The following is a 19,922-nucleotide window of genomic DNA, read 5'->3' on the forward strand; positions in this document are numbered from 1 at the left end:
TGGCCCATGTGAACGTGCTGGACATCCTGTTGCTGCTCGCTGCCGTGTGGTTCGCGATCGTCGGTTACCGCCAGGGGTTCGTCGTCGGCATCCTGTCGGTGATCGGCTTCCTGGGCGGTGGCCTCGTCGCCGTGTCGCTGCTCCCGCTGATCTGGGACCGGGTGACGGACAACGGCACCCAGGTGTCCACCACGCTCGTCGTGATCGCCGTGGTCGTGATCATCGTCTTCGCCTCGATCGGGCAGGCCTTCACCACGCATCTCGGCAACCGGCTCCGGCGGCAGATCACGTGGTCCCCGGCGCGCGCGCTCGACGCGACCGGCGGCGCCCTGGTCAATGTCGTCGCGATGCTGCTGGTGGCGTGGCTGATCGGTTCGGCCCTCGCCGGAACGTCCCTGCCCACGCTGGGCAAGGAAGTCCGCAACTCCAAGGTGCTGCTGGGCGTGTCGCGGGTGCTGCCCGCCCAGGCCGACACCTGGTTCTCGGACTTCAGCTCCACCCTGGCGCGCAACGGCTTCCCGCAGGTCTTCAGCCCGTTCTCCAACGAGCCCATCACCGAGGTGAGGGCACCCGACCCGGCGCTCACCCGCAGTCCCGTCACCGAGGCGGCCAAGCGCTCGATCGTGAAGGTCGTCGGTACCGCGCCCAGTTGCAGCAAGGTGCTGGAAGGCACCGGTTTCGTCTTCGCGCCCGGCAAGGTGATGACCAACGCCCATGTGGTCGGCGGCGTGAGCGAGCCCACCGTGCAGATCGGCGGCGAGGGCAAGCTCTACGACGGCAAGGTCGTGCTCTACGACTGGGAGCGCGACATCGCGGTCCTGGACGTGCCCAAGCTGAAGGCGCCCGCGCTGGAGTTCACCGACAAGGACGCCGCGAGCAGCAGCGACGCGATCGTCGCCGGCTTCCCGGAGAACGGCGCGTACGACGTCCGCGCGGCGCGCGTCCGCGGCCGGATCAATGCCAACGGCCCGGACATCTATCACCGCGGCACCGTCCGGCGCGACGTCTACTCGCTGTACGCGACGGTCCGCCAGGGCAACTCCGGCGGCCCGCTGCTGACGCCCGACGGCAAGGTGTACGGGGTCGTCTTCGCGAAGTCGCTCGACGACCCCAACACCGGTTACGCACTGACGGCGGACGAGGTCCGCGACGACGTCCGGATCGGGAAGCTCTCCGACCGGCGGGTGGACAGCCAGGGCTGCGCCCTCTGAACCGTCCCGGCTGCGCGGTGCCCTATGGGCGCAACTCCCGCTCTGCGGGGACGACTCTAACTGCGTGGATGGCGCAGCCGTGCCGACACCCAGCGGGCCCTGCGGCGCAGGATGCGAGGGATCCCGAGGCGGGGGTCGTGGCCGTCCCGGCCCGTCCTCCCGTGTGTGCCCGGCGTCGCTGCCGGGCGGCGTTCGCGTGCGGTGTCACCGTAGTCGTACGTCCAGCCCATACAACGAGCTGTGCCCGGACCCCAAGGTCCGTAACCCCGTCACGGGCGGCCAATTGGCCTATGCGCCGGGCAATTGAACGACCGTAAGCCTGTCGTACGAAAAACCGTCAGATGGTCAGCGGTCCGGCTCGGGGTCCTTGAGCCAGCTGATCAGCTCGGTAGAGAAGGCCACGGGGTCCTCCTCGTGCGGGAAGTGCCCGAGCCCGTCGAACAGCCGCCAGCGGTAAGGGGCTTCGACGTACTCCCCGGAACCGGCCGCGCTGCGCGTGCGCATCACGGGGTCGAGCGAGCCGTGCAGGTGCAGGGTCGGCACCCGAACCGGCCGCTTCATACGGCGGTTGAACTGGAGCCCGTCCGGCCGGGCCATCGACCGCATCATCCAGCGGTACGGCTCGATCGAGCAGTGCGCGGTCGACGGGATGCACATCGCCCGCCGGTAGACCGCGAGGGCGTCCTGCGCCCCCTCCTCCTCCGGCCGTGGTCCCGACCACTCCCGGATCAGCTCCGCCACGAGCGCCCCGTCGTCGGCGACGAGCTGCCGCTCGGGTAGGAACGGCCGCTGGAAGCCCCAGATGTGGGAACTCGCCCGGGCCTGGCCGAAGTCCGACAGCATCGCCGAGCGCCAGCGCCGCGGGTGCGGCATCGAGGAGACCACCAGCCGGCGTACCAGCTTGGGCCGCATCACCGCCGCCGTCCAGGCGAGGTACCCGCCCAGGTCGTGCCCCACGAGGGCGGCGTCCGGCTCGCCGAGGGACCGTACGACCCCCGTGATGTCGAGCGCCAGATTGGCGGGGTCGTAGCCGCGCGGGGTGCGGTCGCTGCCGCCCACGCCGCGCAGGTCCATCGCGACGGCCCGGTACCCGGCGTCGGCGAGCGCGACCAGCTGGTGCCGCCACGTCCACCAGAACTGCGGGAAACCGTGCAGCAGCAGCACCAGCGGCCCGTCGCCCAGTTCGGCGACGTGGAACCTGGCTCCGTTGGCGGCGACGTCGCGGTGGGTCACCGCCCTCCCGCCGGGCACGTCGATCCTGACCGCCGAGGCGGCGGTGGGCGGAGTGCTGGAATCCGGTGTGGGCGCTGTCATGAGGACGAGCGTGCCACACCCACCGCCTGGTCACTGACCGATCGCGGGTGCGGCTTGACGGTGCCGACGACCGCCGCGGTCTGCTTGACGGAGGCGATGGACTTCTCCGGGGGCTTGACCTTCTTGAACTTCGAGACGGCCAGGAGTGCGAGCAGGCCCGCGAGCAGCAGGAACGCTCCGCCCACGATGAGGAAGGACCAGGCGAGGCCGAGCCCGAGGTTGTGGATCCCGTACGCGGCGGCGAAGCTCAGCACCGGCAGGGAGAAGAGCACGAACACGCCGGCGACGGAGATCGCGGCGCCGCCCATGCCCGCCCGCTTGACGTCCTGGCGGATCTCCGCCTTGGCGAGGGCGATCTCGTCGTGCACCAGGGCGGACATCTCGGCGGTGGCCGAGGCGACCAGCTGGCCGAGTGTGCGCTCGGCTCCTTGCGCCCCTTGGTCCACTGCGGTCATCGCTCTCTCCCTCTGTCGTCCGTCGGCGGGTGTGGTCGCCGACCGTCCCCCGTCGGTCACTGCTTCAGACAGATCATGCCGGACGGTCGGCCTCGTTGCTGGACCCGGCCGCCGATTCGGCCGTCGATTCGAGCAGCGCTGCAGCCGCAGCCTCGGCCCGGCGGCGGTGCTCCGCCGCCTTCTCCTCATAGATCTTCGCCATCCGCAGGTGGTACTCGGGGTTGTCCTGCTCGTAGATGTCGGGGATGCCGTCGCGGTCCTCGTCGCGCTCCTCGGCCTCCGTCAGCGCCCGGTACGTGCGGTTGCGGAGCTTGAGCATGACGCCCGCGATGACGGCGGCGATGAGCGAGCCGATGAGGACGGCCGCCTTGACCTCGTCGGTGAGGGCCGCGTCGGCCGTGAACGCGAGCTCGCCGATCAGCAGCGACACGGTGAAGCCGATGCCGGCGAGCGTGGCCACGGCGAGTACGTCCGGCCAGGCCAGATCCTCGCTCAGCTCGGCCCGGGTGAAGCGGGCGGCCAGCCAGGTGCCGCCGAAGATGCCCACCGTCTTGCCGATGACCAGGCCGAGGACGACGCCGAGCGTCTCGGGCCGGGTGAAGACCTGTGCGAGGGACTCGTCGGAGAGGGAGACCCCGGCGGCGAACAGCGCGAAGAGCGGGACGGCGAGGCCGGCCGAGACGGGCCGGACCAGGTGTTCGATGTGCTCGCCGGGGGAGTGCTGCTCCTCCTCCGTGCGGGTGCAGCGCAGCATCAGGCCCATGGCGACGCCGGCGATGGTGGCATGGACGCCGCTGTTGTACATCAGGCCCCAGATCACCAGGGCCAGTGGCACGTAGACGTACCAGCCGCGCACGCCCCGGCGCAGCAGGAACCAGAACAGGACCAGCCCCGCCACCGCTCCGCCGAGGGCCGGGAAGTTGATCTCGTGCGTGAAGAAGATCGCGATGATCATGATCGCGAAGAGGTCGTCGACGACGGCGAGGGTCAGCAGGAAGGCGCGCAGTGCGGACGGCAGCGAGGTGCCGATCACCGCGAGGACGGCGAGCGCGAAGGCGATGTCGGTAGCGGTCGGCACGGCCCAGCCGCCCAGGGAGCCGCCTGCCGTGCTGTTGACCAGTACGTAGACCAGCGCGGGCGCGGCCATGCCGCAGACGGCCGCGATGACGGGGAGGGCGGCCGCCTTGGCGTCGCGCAGATCCCCCGCGACGAGCTCTCGCTTCAGCTCGATGCCGGCGACGAAGAAGAAGACGGCGAGCAGGCCGTCGGCCGCCCAGTGCTGGATCGAGAGGTCCAGGCCGAGGGAGGCGGGGCCGGTGTGGAAGGAGCGGACGCTCGCGTAGCTGTCGCTGAGCGCGGGGATGTTCGCCCACAGGAGTGCGGCGATGGCGGCCACCAGGAGAAGGACGCCGCCGACCGTCTCGGCGCGCAGGGCGTCGGCCACGAACCGGCGCTCGGGCAGGGAGAGCCTGCCGAGGAGCTTGCGGGCCGTGTTGTCGGTGCGGTGGGGCGCGGCCACGAGAGGACACCTCCGGGTGGTTGGACGGCATGGCGAAGCAGTTGCCGACCAGACTTCCCGGCGCACCCTGGGTCACGTTTTTACGTTTCTCATACCTTACAGGGGAGCCCGAGTGGTCGCGGGACGTATCCGGTGATCGTCACTTTAGGTGCGAAAGGGGCATCCGGCGCGGTGCGCCGGATGCCCCTTCGGTACGGTGCTGCTGCTCTCAGTCCTCGCTGGGCGCGGCCGGGAGCTTGCTCTGGATCAGGTCCATGACCGAGGAATCGGCGAGCGTGGTCACGTCGCCCACCGCGCGGTCCTCCGCCACGTCACGCAGCAGGCGCCGCATGATCTTGCCGGAGCGGGTCTTCGGCAGCTCCTGGACGGGCACGATCCGCTTCGGCTTGGCGATCGGGCCGAGCGTGGCACCCACGTGGTCGCGCAGCTCGCCGACCAGGCCTTCGGTCTCGGAGGCGCTGCCGCGCAGGATGACGAAGGCGACGATGGCCTGTCCGGTCGTCTCGTCCTTGGCGCCCACGACGGCCGCCTCGGCGACGGACGGGTGCGAGACGAGGGCCGACTCGACCTCGGTGGTCGAGATGTTGTGGCCCGACACCAGCATCACGTCGTCGACCCGGCCCAGCAGCCAGATGTCGCCGTCGTCGTCCTTCTTGGCGCCGTCGCCCGCGAAGTACTTGCCCTCGAAGCGCGACCAGTAGGTGTCGACGAAACGCTGGTCGTCGCCCCAGATGGTGCGCAGCATCGACGGCCACGGCTCGGTGAGGACGAGGTAGCCGCCCCCGCCGTTGGGCACCTCGTGGCCCTCGTCGTCGACGACCGTCGCGCCGATGCCGGGCAGCGCCCGCTGCGCCGAACCCGGCTTGGCCTCGGTGACGCCGGGCAGCGGCGAGATCATCATGGCGCCGGTCTCGGTCTGCCACCAGGTGTCCACGATCGGGCAGCGGTCGCCGCCGATGTGCTTGCGGTACCAGATCCAGGCCTCGGGGTTGATCGGCTCGCCGACGGAGCCCAGGACGCGCAGGCTCGACAGGTCGAACTTGGCGGGGATGTCGTCGCCCCACTTCATGAACGTGCGGATGGCCGTGGGGGCCGTGTAGAGGATGGTGACGCCGTACTTCTGCACGATCTCCCAGAACCGCCCCTGGTGCGGGGTGTCCGGGGTGCCCTCGTACATCACCTGCGTGGCGCCGTTGGCGAGCGGCCCGTAGACGATGTACGAGTGCCCGGTCACCCAGCCGATGTCGGCGGTGCACCAGTAGACGTCGCTCTCCGGCTTGAGGTCGAAGACGGCGTGGTGGGTGTACGCGGCCTGCGTCAGGTAGCCGCCCGAGGTGTGCAGGATGCCCTTGGGCTTACCCGTGGTCCCCGAGGTGTAGAGGATGAACAGCGGGTGCTCGGCGTCGAACGCCTGCGGGGTGTGCTCGGCCGACTGGCGGCCCACCAGCTCGTGCCACCAGACGTCGCGGCCCTCGGTGAAGGCGGTCTCCTGGCCGATGCGGCGCACCACGAGGACGTGCTCGACCTGCGGGCACTTGGCGACGGCCTCGTCGATGGCGGGCTTGAGGGCCGAGGGCTTGCCGCGCCGGTAGCCGCCGTCGGCGGTGATCACCAGCTTGGCGTCGGCGTCCTGGATGCGCGAGGCCACGGCGTCGGCGGAGAAGCCGCCGAAGACCACGGAGTGGGCGGCGCCGACGCGGGCGCACGCGAGCATCGCGACGACCGCCTCGGGGATCATCGGCAGGTAGACGGCGACCCGGTCTCCGGCCTGGACACCCAGCTCGGTCAGGGCGTTGGCGGCCTTGGAGACCTCATCCTTGAGCTCGGCGTAGGTGATCGCGCGGCTGTCGCCGGGCTCGCCCTCGAAGTGGAGGGCGACACGGTCGCCGTTCCCGGCCTCCACGTGCCGGTCCACGCAGTTGTACGCGACGTTCAGCTTGCCGTCCGCGAACCACTTGGCGAAGGGCGGGTTGGTCCAGTCGAGCGTCTCGGTCGGCTCGGTGGCCCAGGTCAGGCGCCGGGCCTGAGTGGCCCAGAAGCCAAGCCGGTCCGCCTCGGCCTCGCTGTACGCCGCCTGCGTCACATTGGCGGCGGCGGCCAGATCGGCAGGCGGTGCGAACCGCCGCTCCTCCTTGAGCAGATTGGCCAGGCTTTCATTGCTCACGACATCTCCCTTTCCCAGGGTGTCCGTTGTGTCCCCGGGCATAGCTCATCAGTCCAGGGCCCGGGTGACAAGGGTTGGCCGAGAATTGGTTTAGACCTATGTGCGCCCGGAGCCCACGCGTGAGTGGCCCCTTCCCGCTGCAGGGTGCGGGAAGGGGCCAACCGATTGCACGGATACGGGAGGGTATCGGTTCAGGCGGGCGTCACTCAGACGTGCCGGCCGACACTGTCAAAAACGCGGCAGTCGAAGAAGTCCTCTCCTCCGGACAGCAGGTACGCCTGCGCCTCGCCCACGTGGAAGTACATCCCGTGCAGTTCGAGGGTGCCCTCGGCGAGCCGCCGGGCCACCGACTCGTGGGCGCGCAGGTGCTCCAGCTGCTGCACCACATTGGTCAGGCACAGCTGCTCCACCGCGTCCGCCGGGAGCCGGCCCGCGATCCGCGCCCAGGCGTGGTGGGGGCTGGACATCCGCTCCAAGCTGGGCAGGCCGTGCCGCAGCCACCGGCGCAGGGGGGTCATGGGGGCGCCGGGCGCGGAGTTCAGCAGTGCCTGCATGGCGCCGCATCCGGAGTGCCCGCACACCGTGATGCTCTCCACCTGGAGCACGTCCACGGCGTACTCGATGGCCGCCGCGACCGAGTCGTCCGATGCCTCGGCGCCCGGGAGCGGGACCAGGTTGCCGACATTGCGCACGGTGAACAGGTCGCCGGGGCCGCTGGCCGTGATCATGCTGGTGACCAGGCGGGAGTCCGCGCAGGTCAGGAAGAGCTGGGAGGGCTGCTGCCCCTCTCGGGCGAGCCGCGCGAGCTCGTCCCGCACGTGCGGCGCGGTGTCCCGCTGGAAGGCGCTGATTCCGCTGGCCAGTTGGCCGGCGCCCCGGCGGCGGGGCGCGGGCGTCTCCGCCTCGATGTCTGAGGCCCCGGTCGGGACCGGGACCGTACGGCCTTCCGCGCCGCCGGGGTCCCCGGCGGCGGACCGGTGGTCGCAGTGGTTCTTCCACGGGGTCCAGGGGCGGCAGCAGTGGTGGCCCGCGCGCTGGGCCCCGCTCCCGTCGAGGGGCTGCTGCCCGCTCCGGGACGGGTCGGCTGAGCGGCCGGTGATCTCCACCATGCCGCCGTGCGCCAGGTGGGAGTCCTGCCAGTCGTGGAGCGTCTCGTAGGCCGCGTGGTCCATGAACGAGCCGTCCAGCTCGACCACCACGCGCGCGTCATAAGGGATGTGGCTGAGCACCCGGCTCAGCTGGGGGACCGCGAGGAAGGTCAACTGGCCGCGGGCCCGCACCCGGTGGACCCCGTCCCGCTCCTCCACCGTGATCCGGGTGCGGGTGAGCCGGTGCAGTGCGACCGCCACGGCGACCGCGATGCCGATGCCCACTCCCTCCAGAACTCCGCCGAGCACCACCGCTGTGATCGTCGTCGCGTAGACGAGGATCTCCCGGTGCCGGGTGACCGTACGCAGGTGCGTGGCGCTGACCATCTGCACCCCCACCGCCATCACCAGCGCGGCCAGCGCCGCGAGCGGGACCAGGTCGAGGACCGGGGCGAACAGCACGGCCGCGAGCAGGATCCAGAGCCCGTGCAGCATGACCGACCGCCGGCTGGTGGCCCCGGCCTTGACGTTCGCCACGCTGCGCATGGCCCCGCCCGCGACCGGCAGTCCGCCCAGCGCCCCCGAGATGATGTTCGCCGCGCCCTGGCCGCGCAGTTCCCGGTCCAGGTCGGCGCGGCGCGGGCGGTGGCCCGTACGCTGCTCGGAGGCGATCACCTTGTCCGTGGCGACCGCCGAGAGCAGGGATTCCACGCTGCCGACCAGGGTGACGGTCAGGACGGCGGCAAGGAGGCCCAGCACCGGCCCCTGGGGCAGCTCGGGCAGGGCGTGGCTGCGCCAGGACGGCAGGTGGACCCGCGGCAGGCTGAGCCCGGCCAGCGCGGCGAAGGCCGTGGCCACGGCGACCGCGGCGAGCGCGGCCGGCACCTTCCGCAGGGCGGCGCCCACCCGTCCGGGCACCCGCGGCCAGCCGAGCAGGACCGCCAGCGTCAGCGCACTGACGCCGAGGGCCGCCGGGTGGAGATCGGCCAACTGGGCCGGGAGCCCTTGGACATTGGCCACCGCCGAGCTCTGCGGGGTGCCGCCGAGCACGATGTGCAGCTGAGCCAGCGCGATCGTCACGCCGACCCCCGCGAGCATGCCGTGCACGATGGCGGGGCTCACCATGAGCGCGGACCGGGCGGTGCGCAGCGCGGCGAGGCCGACCTGGCAGCAGCCGGCGAGCACGGTGATGGCGCAGGTGGTGCGCCATCCGTAGCGCTGGACCAATTCCGCGGTGACCACGGTGAGTCCGGCGGCGGGCCCGCTCACCTGGAGCGGGGAGCCGCCCAGCCGCCCGGCCACGATCCCGCCGACGGCCGCCGCGACCAGGCCCGCCTGGAGGGGGGCGCCGGTGGCCAGGGCGATGCCGAGGGAGAACGGCAGGGCGATCAGGAAGACGGTCAGGGAGGCGGAGAGGTCCGCCGACAGGCCGTCGGGTGCCTGGGGGGACCGCGGGTTTCTGAGGGCTCTCAGCGCGGTGAGGGCCGTGGTGGCAGCGGGGGTGGGGGGGCTCGTGGGGGTGGAGCAGGTGGGGGAGGTGGCTGTCATAAGGTCCCGTCTCCTCTGCGAAGGGGTGAAGCGGCGGGAGTCTCAACGCTCGGTAAATGAAAGGTAATGGCAGGTAAAGGGCTGCGAAAGGAAATGCGGGCAAACAGCTGAGTAATTACCCCTGGCGGGTGATTAAGCATTTTGTCCGGCTTGTCACACCATCCTCACGGTGGAGCGCATGGGACGTTGCGGCGCGGAAGAGCGGAAGGCCCGCGAGCGAGAAGACCCGCGAGGGACTGCGAGGAGAGGTGGACGGATGATCGCCGCCACGAAGAAGATCGCCGGAGGCGTGGTCGCCACGGCGCTGGTGCTGGGCGTCGCCGGGTGCAGCACTTCCGAGCCCGCCGAGCCCCGCCCCGGGGCCCCGGGCGCCAAGAAGGGCGCCCACGCTCCCGGGGCCCCGGCTCCCGGCAGCGTCAACCGGCTCATCGGCGACGGCTCGACCGCGTACACCGGCTCGCAGCCGAACGTGCAGAAGCCCCAGAAGCTGGCGCCCGGCGAAAAGCCGCCGCAGTTCGTGGTGTTCTCGTGGGACGGGGCCGGCGAGGACAGCCAGAAGCTCTTCTCGCACTTCCGCGAGGTGGGCAAGAAGCACAACGCCCGGATGACCTACTTCCTCAGCGGCGTGTACCTGCTGCCCGAGGAGAAGCGTTCCCTCTACACCGCGCCGCAGCACGAGCCGGGCCGCTCCGACATCGGCTTCGGCGACCTCCAGGGCATCAAGGACACCGCCACCCAGGTCCGCGGCGCCTGGCTGGAGGGCAACGAGATCGGCACCCACTTCAACGGCCACTTCTGCGGCCCCGACGGAGGCGTCGGCACCTGGTCCGTGGAGGAGTGGAAGAGCGAGATCAACCAGGCCAAGTCCTTCGTGAAGAACTGGAAGACGAACGCGGGCCTGAAAGACATGGAGCCGCTCCCCTTCGACTACGACAAGGAGCTCATCGGGGCCCGCACCCCGTGCCTCGAAGGCCAGAAGAACTTCATGCTCGCGGCCAAGGGCATGGGCTTCCGCTACGACTCCAGCGGCATCAGCAAGCAGATCTGGCCGAAGAAGACGGACGGTCTCTGGGACCTGCCGCTCCAGCTGGTGCCCATGCCGGGTCGCGCCATCGACACCCTGAGCATGGACTACAACTACCTGGTCAACCAGTCCGGGACGACCACGCAGGGCGACCCCTCGCAGCACCAGTACTGGGGCGACCAGATGCGCGACGGCCTGTTGCAGGCCTTCGACCGGGCCTACAACGGCAACCGCGCGCCGCTGATCATCGGCAACCACTTCGAGTCCTGGAACGGCGGCACCTACATGCGTGCGGTCGAGGAGGTCATCGAGCACGTCTGCACGAAGAAGGAAGTCCGGTGCGTGCCGTTCCGCGAGCTGGCGGACTGGCTGGACGCCCAGGACCCGAAGGTCCTGGAGTGGCTGCGTACCCTCGACGTCGGCGAGGCGCCGAAGGAGGGCTGGACCAAGCTCCTGACGGCGGGGCCGCCGGCCGCGCCGACCGCCCCCGCCGGGGTCAAGCAGGCTGAGGAGACGGCTGAAGCCGGTTCGGACGAGGACTGACGAGGTCTTCGGCCGCGGCGCCGGCACCGTCACGGTCCCGGGCGCCGTCCCGGTCGCCGGCGCAGCCCCCGTGCAGGGAGCTCTCGCGCAGCACGAAGTCGGGGTCGACCTGGGCAGCCAGGTCGACCCCCGTCTTGGCATTGCCCCAGCTCTCCGCGTTGCGCAGGTGGAAGTGCACCATCTGCTCGGTGTACCGCTGCCAGTCGCGGTGGGCGTACGACTCGTCGGCCGCGTCCTGGAGGGACTGCAGGCCGAGCCGGTTGCTCACCTCCAGCAGCTCGAAGCTCGCCGGCCGGCCCTTCTCCATCGCCCGCACCCAGTCGGAGTGCCCGAAGGTGACGAGCAGGTCCTCGCCCACCTCGTCCTGGAGGAACTCGATGTCGTCCGTGCTCTGCACCTTGTTGCCGAGCACCTTCAGCGTGACCCCGAAGTCCCGCGCGTACTCCTTGTACTGGCGGTAGACGGAGACCCCCTTGCGGGTCGGCTCGGCCACCAGGAACGTCACGTCGAAGCGGGTGAACAGGCCCGAGGCGAAGGAGTCCGAGCCGGCGGTCATGTCGACGACGACGTACTCGTCCGGGCCGTCGACCAGGTGGTTCAGGCAGAGCTCCACCGCCCCGACCTTGGAGTGGTAGCAGGCCACGCCGAGGTCCGACTCGGTGAACGGCCCCGTGGCCATGAGCCGTACGGGCTCCCCGTCGAGCAGCACGGTGCGGGCGCAGGCCTCGTACACCGGGTTGTCCTCGGTGACCCGCAGCAGGCGGGAGCCGGCGCCGGGCGGGGTCGTCTTGATCATCGTGTCGGCGGAGGCGATGCGCGGGTTGGAGCCCCGCAGGTACTCCTTGATCAGGGGCAGGTGGGCGCCGAGGGCGGGCAGGGCGGCCGCCTCCTCCTCGGCGAGTCCGAGCGCGGCGCCCAGATGCTGGTTGATGTCGGCGTCCACCGCGACGACCGGGGCCTCATTGGCGGCGAGGTGGCGGATGAAGAGGGAGGACAGGGTCGTCTTGCCGCTGCCGCCCTTTCCCACGAAAGCGATCTTCATGTTCACCAAGCGTAGCGGGTCGGTAGCGCTACGTGCTTTAGGTGAGTGAAGAAGACCACTCCAAGGAGGGGTCGGTGCTATGGCGCCGCAGTGCGTAGGCTCCTTACTTATGAGTAGCGCTTCCGACCCGCTGGCCGCCCTGGGATCCCTCCCGGGTGTCGCCGAGTCCGTGGATTCCGTACGCAAGGCAGTGGACCGCGTCTACGGGCACCGGGTGATGCGCCGGCGCAGCGGGGAGATCACCTCGGAGGCGGCGCTGCGCGGAGCGCGCGGAAGCGCCGCGCTGTCCGGCGCGGACTGGGCGCTGGAGGAGGTGCGCCGACGGACCGACTTCGGCGCGGACGCGGAGGCGCGCACGGTGGGCGCGGCCCTGCGGCTGACGGCGGAGGCGGGCCAACTGCTCAGCATCTGGCGCCAGTCGCCGCTACGGGTGCTGGCACGCCTGCACCTGGTGGCAGCGGGCTCGACCGCCGACGGCGACGTGGTGGGCCGGCCGAGGCTGGCCGGTGAGCCGGTGGACGAGCCGCTGGTCGACCTGCCGCTGCCCGGTGCGGACGAGGTCGCGGGGCGGCTGGACGGGCTGTCCCGGCTGATCATCGCGGGCGGCTCGGCGCCGGCGCTCGTCACGGCGGCCGTGGTGCACGGCGAGCTGCTGGCGCTGCGGCCCTTCGCTTCGTACAACGGCCTGATCGCGCGGGTGGCGGAGCGGATCGTGCTGATCAACAGCGGTCTGGACCCGAAGGCGATCTGCCCGGCGGAGGTGGGGCACGCGGAGCAGGGCGCGGAGGCGTACCTGGCGGCCTTCGAGGGCTATGTCTCCGGAACCGGGGACGGGATGGCGGCCTGGATCGCTCACTGCGGGCGGGCGATCGAGCTCGGTGCCCGCGAGTCGACGGCGGTCTGCGAGGCGCTGCAGCGCGGCGCGGCCTGAGTCGGCCGGGGGGCTCGGGGCTGACCTGCCCGTACACAGGGTTGCGGCGACACCGTCTTGCTTTGGTGTCGCCGCTGGCATTCACGCCCAGTTACCAAGCGTCCTCGATGGTTGCCCATCAGGTCGGGAACTTTGCCCGTCACCTGGTGCGGCTGGCCCGTAATCGACGGGTCGACGTCGCGTGGGTGCTAAGCGTTCCTGCTTCGGTCCGTGGGCCTTACTGCGTTTTAAAGATGATCCTCTCGGATGTTCTTTGGTCTCGCGGGCCGTGACTCCTTTCTACTCCGCTTGGGAGCGAAGCGGAACCCCTGGCCACTTTTTTTACTTTCCATCCCAGGTCGGGACGCATCGGACACCCTCTTGTCGCGCATCGGACACCCCTTTCGCCGCAGGCCGGCCCCCGAGATCGGTCGCGGGATCCGGGGGGCGGGTGGAGCGGGGCCGGGCGGCTGGTGCGGAGGCCGGCTTGGGTGGGGCCGGTACCGAGGCCGGCCTTGGTGAACCCCGGTGCGCAGGTCAGGCCGAGGCTGCGGCGGCCAGGGCGCTGGCCCGGCGGCGGCTGGCGTACCAGACGAGCCCGGCGGTGGCGGCGGCTGCGCCCACCGCTGCGGCGGCGACCAGCGCCGGCCGCGCCGGCATGGACAGCCCGGGCAGCCGCTGCTTCAGCCGCACCGGCCGGTTGAACACCAGGACGGGCCACTCCCGGGCCACGGCCTCCCGCCGCAGTGCCCGGTCCGGATTGACCGCGTGCGGGTTGCCCACCGCCTCCAGCATGGGGATGTCGGTGACCGAGTCGCTGTACGCGTAGCACCGCGAGAGGTCGTACCCCTCGGACTCCGCGAGCTCCCGCACGGCCTCGGCCTTGGTCGGTCCGTACGCGTAGTACTCCACCTCGCCGGTGAAGCAGCCGTCCTCGCCGATGACCATGCGCGTGGCGACGACCCGGTCCGCGCCCAGCATTTCGCCGATGGGCTCGACCACTTCCGCTCCGGAGGTGGACACGATCACCACGTCCCGGCCCGCCGTGTGGTGGGCCTCGATGAGGGAAGCCGCCTCGTCGTAGATGAGGGGGTCGATCAGGTCGTGCAGGGTCTCGGCGACGATCTCCCGCACCTGCTGGACGTTCCATCCCTTGCAGAGGGCGGACAGGTACTCCCGCATCCGCTCCATCTGGTCGTGGTCGGCTCCGCCGACCAGGTAGATGAACTGGGTATAGGCGGTGCGCAGCACGGCGCGGCGGTTGATCAGGCCGCCCTGGTAGAAGGACTTGCTGAACGTCAGAGTGCTTGACTTCGCAATGACCGTCTTGTCCAGGTCGAAGAAGGCTGCGGTGCGGGGCGACGAGTGCGGCAAGGGCTGGATTTCCACGCCCCGAGCATATGCGCCCACCATTCGGCGTAAGGTGTGGCGCGTGGGTTTGCCTGAGGACGCTCTCGGGTACACCATGGAAGTCACGGATCGTTCGCGACCGTGCTAACCCGGTCTGGCTCCTCCCCCCCCGAGTCGGACCGTGGGGACGACCCCCGCTCTCCCCCCCGGCGGGGGTCGTCGCATGTCCGGACGCGGTTCGCGTCCCTGCCTTCGGCCCCAAGTGACCATCCCTGCAGCCTTCCTTCTCCGGTGGGCCCGCGCGGCGAAGGCCCTCATCCCCTCAGACTCGTGACGGTGCGTAGTGGTTCCGCCGCGCTATGGAACTCACCTGTGGGTGTGACGGAGTTATTCACAACGCTTCGGTTGTCCACAGTTTTCGACCAAGATCCACTTATTTTTCCGGATCGCTGCACGGTGATTCCGGCCGCGAAGTCCGCGGCGCCGGGATTTGCGGTGAGAAGGGGGCGGAGATCGTGGCTGGATCGAAGTCGTGTGAAGCGTCGGAGCTCGTCACGGCGGGCGCAATCAAGCCATCGGGGCGTGGCGGTGCCGGGGGCCGTGCGGCCGCCGAAGGCGGTGCCGGAGCCGGGAGCGGTGCGGGGCCCGGGCCCGGACGCCCGCTGATCATCACCGAGGACCCGCTGCTGCTCGACGATCTGCTGCGGCTGTGTGCCGCCGCGGGCGCGGAGCCGCATGTGCAGCATGCGGTGGCCGAGCACAGTGCAGGCGGAGGTGGTGGAGGCGGTGGTGGTGGCAGCGGTGAAGGGGGCGGATGGGGCGAGAGCAGTGCCGCAGCCGTGGAGCGGGAGCGCGGGAGCGTCGGGTGGGAGACCGCCCCGCTCGTCCTGGTGGGCGATGATGCCGCCCGCCGGGTACGGGGGGCGCCGCGCCGCGACGGGGTGTTCCTCGTCGGCCGGGACCTCGACGACCCCCTCGTATGGCAGCGGGCGGTGGCGATCGGGGCCGAGGAGGTGCTGCGGCTCCCCGATGCCGAGAGCCGGCTCGTCGACCGGATCGCCGATGTGGTGGAGGGAGCGGGGAGGCCGGCCCTGGCCGTCGGAGTGATCGGCGGCAGCGGCGGCGCCGGGGCCTCCACCCTGGCCTGTGCGCTCGCCCTGCGGGCTGCCCGGGCAGGCGAGCGGACCATCCTCATCGACGGGGATCCGCTCGGCGGCGGGATGGACGTGCTGCTCGGGGGCGAGAGCACCGAAGGGCTGCGCTGGCCCGACTTCGCCGGCTCCCGGGGCCGGGTCGGCGCCGGGGCGCTGGAGGAGTCACTGCCCGAACTGCATGCGCTGCGGGTGCTCAGCTGGGACCGCGGTGAGCGGGTGGTGGTGCCGCCCGCTGCCATGCGCTCGGTGGTGGCCGCGGCACGGCGCCGGGGCGGGGTCGTGGTGGTGGACCTGCCGCGGCGGGTGGACGAAGCCGTGGCCGAGGCGCTGGCCCAGCTGGACCTGGTGCTGCTGGTGGTGCCGGGCGAGCTGCGTGCGGTGGCTGCCGCGGGCCGGGTCGCGGCCGGGGTGCGGATGGTGGCCCGGGACGTGCGCGTGGTCGTACGGGGGCGCTGCCCGGGCGGCCTCGACGCCGAGGCGGTGGCCGGACTTCTGGGGGCGCCGCTGGCCGGCGAGGTGCCGGTCGAGGTGGGGCTTCCGGGGCGGGTCGCCGAGGGGGAACCGCCGGGTGCGCAGGGGCGGGGTGCGCTGGCCCGGTTCTGCGACGGCTTCTGGCAGCGGGCGCTCGGTCCCGCCCCGGGGGTGGCGGCATGAGCGCGGTGCTGCTGGACGCGGTGCGCCAGCGGCTGGCCGAGAGCGGGGCGGAACCGACCCCGGCCCGTGTGGCGGCGGCCCTGCGCGCTCAGGGCCGACTGCTGGGTGATGCGGAAGTGCTGGGTGTGGCCGCCGAGTTGCGGTCCGAGCTGGTCGGCGCCGGCCCGCTGGAGCCGCTCCTCGCCGACCAGGAAGTCACCGATGTGCTGGTGGCCGCCCCCGACCGGGTGTGGGTGGACCGCGGGGGCGGGCTGGAGCTGACCGGCGTGACCTTCGCCGATGCCGGTGCCGTGCGGCGCCTCGCCCAGCGGCTGGCCGCCGTCGCAGGCCGGCGGCTGGACGACGCCCGGCCCTGGGTGGACGCCCGGATGCCGGACGGCACCCGGCTGCATGCCGTGCTGCCGCCCGTCGCCGTCGGCTCGGCCTGCCTCTCGCTGCGGGTGGTGCGGCCGAGGGCGTTCACGCTGGAGGAGCTGGTCGAGGCGGGGACACTGCCGCCGGGCGGGCAGCGGCTGCTCCGGGAGATGGTCGAGGCCCGGTTGTCCTTCCTCGTCTCCGGAGGGACCGGCACCGGCAAGACCACCCTGCTCAGCGCCCTGCTCGGACTGGTCGGTCCGGGGGAGCGGATCGTGCTGGCCGAGGACTCGGCCGAGCTGCGGCCCGACCATCCCCATGTGGTGCGGCTGGAGACCCGTCCCGCCAATCAGGAGGGGGCCGGCCTGGTCACCCTCGCGGACCTGGTGCGGCAGGCGCTGCGGATGCGGCCGGACCGGCTCGTCGTCGGCGAGGTCCGGGGCGCGGAGGTGGCGGATCTGCTGGCCGCCCTCAACACCGGGCACGAGGGCGGCTGCGGCACGGTCCACGCGAATGCTGCCGCTCATGTCCCGGCCCGGCTGGAGGCGCTCGGGACCGTGGCGGGGCTCGATCGGGCCGCCCTGCACAGTCAGGTGGCGGCCGCCCTGACGTTGGTGATCCACCTGGTCCGGGACCGGGCCGGACGGCGCCGGGTGGCGGAGCTCCATGTGCTGGAGCGGGATGCCGCGGGACTGGTGGTCACCGTACCGGCGCTGCGTTGGGCGGCGCGGGGGTTCGTCCGGGAGCGGGGCTGGGAGCGGCTGCGGCCGCTGCTGGGAGGTGCCCGGTGAGCGGCGTTTCGGTGATGTCGGTGCCCCTGTTCACCGGTGTGCTCTGTGCGAGTACGGCGGCCTGGGGCTTCGCCGGGGGCGACCGGGCGTCACGGCGGGCCCGGGTGGTGCTGGCCGGGGGCGGTGCCGTGGCGCCGGGCGGGCCGGTGCGCCGGGAGCGGTTGGTGATCGCGGTGCGGGTGCGGGCCGCGCAGTGGCGGGAGTGGGGCTGCATCGGTGTCGGGCTCGTCGTGGGCCTGCTCGGTGGATCGCTGATCCCGGTGGTGGCGGGGGCCGCGGCCGTGCCGCTGGTGCGGCGGTGGCTGCGGGCCCGGGGCCGGGAGCAGGAGCGTGGTGCGCGGGCCGCGCAGGTGATCGCCCTGTGCGGGGCGGCGGTGGGTGAGCTTCGGGCGGGCGCGCAGCCCGGGCAGGCACTGACCGCGGCGATACGGCGCACGGTGGCCGGGCCCGGCGGGCCGGGTCCGGCGGAAGCGGCGGTGCTCGCCGCGGCGGCGTTCGGCGGGGACGTGCCGGAGGCGCTGCGGATGGCGTCGGCCGAGCCGGGCGCGGAGGGGCTGGCCGGCATGGCCGCCTGCTGGCGGATCTCGGTGGACGGCGGTGCGGGGCTCGCGGCCGGGCTGGACCGGCTGGAAGGGGCCTTGCGGGCCGAGCGGGACCGCCGGGAGTCGCTGCGGGCCCAGTTGGCGGGCGCGAGGTCGACGACGGTGGTGCTCGCCCTGCTGCCTCTGGTCGGGCTGCTGATCGGCACCGGGCTGGGAGCGGATCCGCTGCGGGTGCTGCTGCACAGCCCGGTCGGGTGGGGCTGCCTGCTGGCGGGCGGGGTGCTGGAGGCGCTGGGGTTGCTGTGGTGCCGGCGGATCGTCCGGGTGGGGGAGCGGTGATGGAGGAGGTGCTGATCCACAGGCTGGGGACGGCGTTGTGCCTCGCCGTGGCGGGGCTGTGTGCGGCCAGGGCGGTGGCGGCGCGGATCCGGCGCCGGGCGGCTCGGCGCAGGTTCACCGCGGTGCTGGCCGGTGAACGGGCGCGGCGCGGGGCGCTGTTCGGCTCCGGAGCCCGGCGGATGGTGACGGCGTGGGCCGCACCGCTCGGGGCCCTGCTGGCGGCCTGGGTGGTGGTCGGAGGCGTCCCGGGGGTGCTGGCCGGCGGTGCAGTGGCCTTCGGCGTCTGGCGGTGGCTGGGTCGGGAGCGCCCATCGGCAGGGGTGGACGAGCGGGAGGCGGAGCGTCAGCTCCCCTTTGCTGCTGATCTGTTGGCGGCGTGCCTGGCGGCAGGGGCCGCCCCCGTGGAGGCCGCTGAGGTGGTGGGGGAGTCGCTGGGCGGGCCGGTGGGCGAGCGGCTGGCGCTGGCCGGGGCGGAGCTGCGGCTCGGCGGCGAACCGGGCGCGGCGTGGGGGAGGTTGGCCGCGATACCGGGGGCGCGGCCGCTCGCCGAATGCCTGGAGCGGGCCGCCCGGACGGGGGCGCCGGCCGCGGAGCCGGTCTCCCGCCTGGCGACGGCCCTGCGGGAGGACCGGGCCCGGCAGGCGGGCGCCCGGGCGCAGCGGGCGGCGGTCCTCGTCACGGCGCCGGTGGGGCTGTGTTTCCTGCCCGCATTCCTTGCGGTGGGCGTGGCTCCGGTGGTGATCGGAATGGCCTCCGGCCTTCTCTCCGGAACCTGAAGCGGGCTCTCAAACCAGCCCTGAACTCGCGTACTGAAATCACAAATGAGATCACGTCAAAAAAAGATCAACGGGAGGTTGCCATGAGGATCATCTGGTTTCGGCTGCGGACGGCGCTGAGCGGCCGGACGCGCGATGCGGGGATGTCCACTTCGGAATACGCCATGGGCACGATCGCGGCCTGTGCGTTCGCGGCCGTTCTGTACAAGGTGGTGACGAGCGAAGTGGTCTCCACGGCCCTCCAGTCGACCATCGGGAAGGCGCTCGATGTGCCGTTCTGAGGGAAAGCGGAGGGCCGGGGGAGACTGCGGATACGTGACGGCGGAAGCCGCCCTCGTGATCCCGGCGCTGGTGCTCTTCGCGACGCTGCTGGTGTGGGCGCTGATTGCGGCGGCCGCGCAGATCCGGTGTGTGGACGCGGCGCGGGCGGGCGCCCGTGCGGCGGCCCGCTCGGAAACGGCGGAGGGGGCGGTGGCGGCGGCCCGGGCGGCCGCGCCGCCGGGGGCTCGGGTGGGGCTGGAGCGGGAGGGGGATCTGTGGCGGGTGCGGGTGACGGCGCCCGCACCCGGGCCGAACGGCCTGCCGGTACGGCTCGGCGCGCAGGCGGTGGCGCTGGCCGAGGACAGCGTGGGGCCGCCGCCATGAGCCGGGACCGGGGTTCGGCCACCGTCTGGGCCGCCCTGGTGGCGACGGTCCTGAGCGCGGTGTTCGGCGGCGTGCTCCTGCTCGGCCAGGCCGTGGTGGCCCGGCACCGTGCGGCGGCGGCAGCCGACCTGGCGGCCCTCGCCGCGGCGGCCACCTGGGCCCACGGCCCGGAGCAGGCCTGCGCCGCCGCCCGGAGGGTGGCCGGAGCCCAGGGCGCGGCCCTGACCGCCTGCACCGTCCAGGGGGAGGTGGCCGCGGTGACGGCCCGCCCCACCACCGGCCCCTTCCACCCGCCGATCACCGCCCGCGCAGGCCCACCCCTCCCCCCGGACCCCCCACCTGGGCCAAGCCCACCGCCCGGATCGGGACCGCCGCCCCCATAGGGACCGTCGGCGGGGCCGGGCCGCCACCCGGGGCGGGGCCGCCACCGGGCCGGGCCGCCGCCCGGGCCACCGCCGACCGGGTCGGAGCCGTCCGCAGGCACCGAGCCGCCTGCGCG

17 protein-coding genes are annotated in these 19,922 nt (G+C 72.4%); 10 read left to right on the plus strand and 7 right to left on the minus strand.

Annotated elements, in window-relative coordinates; translation table 11 throughout:
* Positions 1–8: 8 nt before the first annotated feature.
* A complete protein-coding gene (locus AB0B01_RS01575) occupies positions 9–1,211 on the plus strand; it encodes a MarP family serine protease (protein ID WP_361711888.1) in 1,203 nt (400 codons plus the stop codon).
* Positions 1,212–1,556: 345 nt separating this feature from the next.
* Here AB0B01_RS01575 and AB0B01_RS01580 read toward each other — a convergent pair whose 3' ends face one another.
* From AB0B01_RS01580 to AB0B01_RS01600, 5 genes are all read right to left on the minus strand, one after another.
* A complete protein-coding gene (locus tag AB0B01_RS01580; RefSeq protein WP_361711890.1) occupies positions 1,557–2,525 on the minus strand; it encodes an alpha/beta hydrolase in 969 nt (322 codons plus the stop codon).
* Positions 2,522–2,980 carry a phage holin family protein gene (locus AB0B01_RS01585; protein ID WP_361711892.1) on the minus strand — a complete coding sequence of 153 codons (459 nt, stop codon included), beginning with the start codon at positions 2,978–2,980 and terminating at the stop codon, positions 2,522–2,524. Before AB0B01_RS01585 ends, AB0B01_RS01580 begins: the two co-directional genes overlap by 4 nt.
* A 73-nt stretch (positions 2,981–3,053) precedes the next feature.
* The gene (gene nhaA / locus AB0B01_RS01590) at positions 3,054–4,499 is read right to left on the minus strand and encodes a Na+/H+ antiporter NhaA (protein WP_361711893.1); all 1,446 of its coding nucleotides are present in this window, start codon (positions 4,497–4,499) and stop codon (positions 3,054–3,056) included.
* Positions 4,500–4,707: 208 nt separating this feature from the next.
* Positions 4,708–6,705 (minus strand): acetate--CoA ligase, encoded by a 1,998-nt coding sequence (gene acs / locus AB0B01_RS01595; protein WP_361711895.1) that lies wholly within the window; start codon positions 6,703–6,705, stop codon positions 4,708–4,710.
* A 164-nt stretch (positions 6,706–6,869) separates the two neighbouring features.
* On the minus strand, positions 6,870–9,299 hold the full coding sequence (locus AB0B01_RS01600; protein ID WP_361711897.1) for a SulP family inorganic anion transporter: 2,430 nt from the start codon (positions 9,297–9,299) through the stop codon (positions 6,870–6,872).
* A gap of 256 nt (positions 9,300–9,555) precedes the next feature.
* On the opposite strand from AB0B01_RS01600, the gene AB0B01_RS01605 reads away from it, so the two are divergent.
* Positions 9,556–10,866, plus strand: coding sequence for a hypothetical protein (locus AB0B01_RS01605; protein ID WP_361711899.1), 1,311 nt, complete (start codon positions 9,556–9,558; stop codon positions 10,864–10,866).
* Here the strand turns inward: AB0B01_RS01605 and AB0B01_RS01610 are convergent.
* Positions 10,820–11,908, minus strand: a complete 1,089-nt coding sequence (locus tag AB0B01_RS01610; RefSeq protein WP_361711901.1) for an ATP-binding protein — start codon at positions 11,906–11,908, stop codon at positions 10,820–10,822. The two genes, AB0B01_RS01605 and AB0B01_RS01610, sit on opposite strands and share 47 nt — an antisense overlap.
* A 109-nt stretch (positions 11,909–12,017) precedes the next feature.
* Between AB0B01_RS01610 and AB0B01_RS01615 the strand changes: the two genes are divergently transcribed.
* A complete protein-coding gene (locus AB0B01_RS01615) occupies positions 12,018–12,839 on the plus strand; it encodes an oxidoreductase (protein WP_361711903.1) in 822 nt (273 codons plus the stop codon).
* A gap of 516 nt (positions 12,840–13,355) precedes the next feature.
* On the opposite strand, the gene AB0B01_RS01620 is transcribed toward AB0B01_RS01615, so the two are convergent.
* The gene (locus AB0B01_RS01620) at positions 13,356–14,192 is read right to left on the minus strand and encodes an HAD-IB family hydrolase (RefSeq protein ID WP_361712054.1); all 837 of its coding nucleotides are present in this window, start codon (positions 14,190–14,192) and stop codon (positions 13,356–13,358) included.
* A 638-nt stretch (positions 14,193–14,830) separates the two neighbouring features.
* On the opposite strand from AB0B01_RS01620, the gene ssd reads away from it, so the two are divergent.
* The 7 genes from ssd (at position 14,831) to AB0B01_RS01655 (ending at position 19,806) form a co-directional block, all read left to right on the plus strand.
* Positions 14,831–15,976, plus strand: coding sequence for a septum site-determining protein Ssd (gene ssd, locus AB0B01_RS01625; protein WP_361712055.1), 1,146 nt, complete (start codon positions 14,831–14,833; stop codon positions 15,974–15,976).
* Positions 15,973–17,121, plus strand: coding sequence for a TadA family conjugal transfer-associated ATPase (locus tag AB0B01_RS01630; RefSeq protein WP_361711905.1), 1,149 nt, complete (start codon positions 15,973–15,975; stop codon positions 17,119–17,121). The genes ssd and AB0B01_RS01630 overlap by 4 nt, the downstream gene beginning before the upstream one ends.
* The gene (locus AB0B01_RS01635) at positions 17,118–18,002 is read left to right on the plus strand and encodes a type II secretion system F family protein (protein WP_361711907.1); all 885 of its coding nucleotides are present in this window, start codon (positions 17,118–17,120) and stop codon (positions 18,000–18,002) included. The genes AB0B01_RS01630 and AB0B01_RS01635 overlap by 4 nt, the downstream gene beginning before the upstream one ends.
* Positions 18,002–18,778: a type II secretion system F family protein gene (locus AB0B01_RS01640; RefSeq protein ID WP_361711908.1), complete on the plus strand. Its 777-nt coding sequence runs from the start codon at positions 18,002–18,004 to the stop codon at positions 18,776–18,778. Before AB0B01_RS01635 ends, AB0B01_RS01640 begins: the two co-directional genes overlap by 1 nt.
* A gap of 83 nt (positions 18,779–18,861) precedes the next feature.
* The gene (locus tag AB0B01_RS01645; RefSeq protein WP_361711910.1) at positions 18,862–19,059 is read left to right on the plus strand and encodes a DUF4244 domain-containing protein; all 198 of its coding nucleotides are present in this window, start codon (positions 18,862–18,864) and stop codon (positions 19,057–19,059) included.
* Positions 19,046–19,423, plus strand: coding sequence for a TadE family type IV pilus minor pilin (locus AB0B01_RS01650; protein WP_361711911.1), 378 nt, complete (start codon positions 19,046–19,048; stop codon positions 19,421–19,423). The genes AB0B01_RS01645 and AB0B01_RS01650 overlap by 14 nt, the downstream gene beginning before the upstream one ends.
* Positions 19,420–19,806, plus strand: coding sequence for an Rv3654c family TadE-like protein (locus AB0B01_RS01655; RefSeq protein WP_361711913.1), 387 nt, complete (start codon positions 19,420–19,422; stop codon positions 19,804–19,806). Before AB0B01_RS01650 ends, AB0B01_RS01655 begins: the two co-directional genes overlap by 4 nt.
* Positions 19,807–19,922: the final 116 nt, after the last annotated feature.

Origin of the sequence: Streptomyces sp. NPDC044571 (assembly GCF_040647115.1) — a bacterium.
In the GTDB taxonomy this organism is placed as follows: Bacteria; Actinomycetota; Actinomycetes; order Streptomycetales; family Streptomycetaceae; genus Streptomyces.

Coding starts and splice junctions, on each gene's coding strand:
- AB0B01_RS01640 (WP_361711908.1), top strand. CDS start 18,002: ATGGAGGAGGTGCTGATCCACAGGCTGGGGACGGCGTTGTGCCTCGCC.
- AB0B01_RS01655 (WP_361711913.1), top strand. CDS start 19,420: ATGAGCCGGGACCGGGGTTCGGCCACCGTCTGGGCCGCCCTGGTGGCG.
- AB0B01_RS01650 (WP_361711911.1), top strand. CDS start 19,046: ATGTGCCGTTCTGAGGGAAAGCGGAGGGCCGGGGGAGACTGCGGATAC.
- AB0B01_RS01615 (WP_361711903.1), top strand. CDS start 12,018: ATGAGTAGCGCTTCCGACCCGCTGGCCGCCCTGGGATCCCTCCCGGGT.
- AB0B01_RS01645 (WP_361711910.1), top strand. CDS start 18,862: ATGAGGATCATCTGGTTTCGGCTGCGGACGGCGCTGAGCGGCCGGACG.
- acs (WP_361711895.1), bottom strand. CDS start 6,705: ATGCCCGGGGACACAACGGACACCCTGGGAAAGGGAGATGTCGTGAGC.
- AB0B01_RS01610 (WP_361711901.1), bottom strand. CDS start 11,908: ATGAAGATCGCTTTCGTGGGAAAGGGCGGCAGCGGCAAGACGACCCTG.
- AB0B01_RS01585 (WP_361711892.1), bottom strand. CDS start 2,980: ATGACCGCAGTGGACCAAGGGGCGCAAGGAGCCGAGCGCACACTCGGC.
- AB0B01_RS01600 (WP_361711897.1), bottom strand. CDS start 9,299: ATGACAGCCACCTCCCCCACCTGCTCCACCCCCACGAGCCCCCCCACC.
- AB0B01_RS01580 (WP_361711890.1), bottom strand. CDS start 2,525: ATGACAGCGCCCACACCGGATTCCAGCACTCCGCCCACCGCCGCCTCG.
- AB0B01_RS01630 (WP_361711905.1), top strand. CDS start 15,973: ATGAGCGCGGTGCTGCTGGACGCGGTGCGCCAGCGGCTGGCCGAGAGC.
- AB0B01_RS01605 (WP_361711899.1), top strand. CDS start 9,556: ATGATCGCCGCCACGAAGAAGATCGCCGGAGGCGTGGTCGCCACGGCG.